Source organism: Streptomyces sp. SID14478, from assembly GCF_010548525.1.
GTDB lineage: Bacteria > Actinomycetota > Actinomycetes > Streptomycetales > Streptomycetaceae > Streptomyces.
This window is the reverse complement of sequence record NZ_JAAGMG010001477.1, coordinates 1-2,024: the sequence shown is the minus strand read 5'-3', so window position 1 is coordinate 2,024 and position 2,024 is coordinate 1. Positions and strand designations below refer to the sequence as shown.

Here is a 2,024-nt window from a genome sequence, read left to right as displayed (position 1 = left end):
CACGGTGCCGTTCGCCCCGCTCCCGTAGGGCGCTGCCGCGCTACGACGACGGCGCCCGCCCCTGTGCGCAGGGACGGGCGCCGTGGTGCGTGCGCGGGGTCAGGCCGCGACCGTGGCGCGCTCCGGACGCGTCGCTTCGGCCCGCTCGCCGCGTCCGGCGAACAGCCGGTCCAGGCCGAAGGCGCCGGAGCCGGTGAAGACGAGCAGCAGCAGCGTCCAGCAGAACATCGCGGAGGCCTCGCCGCCGTTCTGGATCGGCCACAGGGCCTCGGGCTGGTGGACGTGGAAGTACGCGTAGGCCATGGACCCGGAGGAGATGAGTGCGGCGAGGCGGGTGCCGAGGCCGAGCAGGATCAGGGAGCCGCCGACGAGCTGGATGACGGCCGCGTACCAGCCGGGCCAAGCGCCCGCCTCGGGGCGGGCGCCCATCGCGCCGCCGAGGACGCCGAAGAGCGAGGCGGCGCCGTGGCAGGCGAAGAGCAGGCCGACGACTATGCGGAACAGGCCGAGGACGTACGGCTGGGCGTTGTCGAGCCGTCCGGTCATGGGGAGTCTCCTTCGGTCGGTGGGGGACGTAACCGAGTGCGCCGGTGCAGTCGGCGCCGACGTCGCCGCCGCTGCCACCGGTCGCGGGAGATCCACAGGTTAGGAGAACCTAACCAATGCTTGCAAGTTCAACATCCGGCCATGGTCGTCTTCCGTTTCGGGTTCCGGATCCGGGCCTGCGGCGGTGCGCAGGGCCGCGCGCGCCACGGCGTCGGCGTCGGAAAGGGTCACCGAGTCGACGCCCGGACGTGCCCCCGCGGCGGTCACCCAGTGCACCCCTTCGGTGGGCACTCCGAAGGCGAACCGCCGTGCGTGCGCCCGGCCCTGACGGTCGATCAGGCGGTAGGGGCGGGGCGTGACGTCCAGGCCTCCGGTTTCGTGGCCGTCGACGGTGTGCGGCCGGCCCTGACCGGTCTTCAGGAGCCGGGCCAGCAGTTCGTCGGCGGTCCTGCGCACGTCGGGTTCGGGCAGCCGGGCCTCGACGAGAGTGGTGGCCGTCACTTCCGAACCGGGCACATCGGGCGAGTGCGCCGCGAAATGCCCGTCGCGCACGGTCACTTCGAGTCGGGGCCCGACGACGGTCAGCACGCCCGCGTTGAGCAGGGCGGCCATCTCCTCGATGCGGCGCCGGGGCGGGCCGATGGACAGGAACGCGTTCAGCGGGGTGTACCAGCGGTCGAGGTGGTCGCGGCGCGAGGCGCCGGTCAGGCCCCCGTGGTCGACGATCCTGCGCAGCTCGTTGCGCAGGTCGCGCAGGACGTCGAGGGCCGCCTTCAGGGGGCCGTCGACATTGCCGAGCCTCGCGTGGTCCGCGTCCTCGCGCAGCAGGCCGAGGAGCCAGGCGTGCCAGGCGGCGGGGGAGGCGTAGGTGCGGCCGGAGCAGGGACGGGAGACGCGGTCCCAGGACCAGAGGCGGTCGTCGGGAACCCCGAACTCCCGCAGGGCGAGGGCCTCTTGGGGGGAGCGGTGCGCGGTGGCGAGAAAGCGTTCCCGGAAGCCCTCGGGGGTGCGGCCGAGCGTGGTGCGCAGGAGCGTCTCGTAGTAGACCGTCTCCACTTCCTTGGCGACCAGCGGCCATATCTCGGCGAGGAAGTCGGGGGCGTCGCCGGAGTCGGCCCTCTTGCGGAAGCGGGCTATCACGTCGTCGGTGAGCACCGCCGGATCGTGACGCCCGTAGGGCCCCTTGGCGTTGTCGCCGCGCGCCTGGTACGGGATGCCGCGGCGCGAACCGGCGTACAGGCGCGGCTCGTTGCCCGAGGGCACGTAGCGCAGGCCGCCGCCGGGGGCGGTTTCGTACCGGCCGCCGCGGGCCTCGGTCAGCAGTGCCATGTGGTCGAAGAAGTTGAGGCCCAGGCCGCGCAGCAGGACCGGTGTGCCGGGCAGTACGTGGCTCAGGTCGAGGTCGGCCGGGTTCGCCGGCGGGACGTGCCGCAGGCCGCCGCGCCGGGCGTCCTCGGCGAGGCGGCGCTCCGCCGGGG

1 protein-coding gene and 1 pseudogene are annotated in these 2,024 nt (G+C 73.7%); both read right to left on the bottom strand.

All coding sequences use genetic code 11. From position 1 onward, the window contains the following. Positions 1–99 precede the first annotated feature (99 nt). The gene (locus tag G3I40_RS46150; protein WP_164560757.1) at positions 100–546 is read right to left on the bottom strand and encodes a DoxX family protein; all 447 of its coding nucleotides are present in this window, start codon (positions 544–546) and stop codon (positions 100–102) included. A 109-nt stretch (positions 547–655) separates the two neighbouring features. Further along, positions 656–2,024 (bottom strand): annotated as a pseudogene (locus G3I40_RS46145) (FAD-binding protein); the annotation flags it as partial.

Bases quoted from the DNA above. Each gene is read 5' to 3' on its own strand.
- G3I40_RS46150 (WP_164560757.1), bottom strand. From the start codon at position 546: ATGACCGGACGGCTCGACAACGCCCAGCCGTACGTCCTCGGCCTGTTC.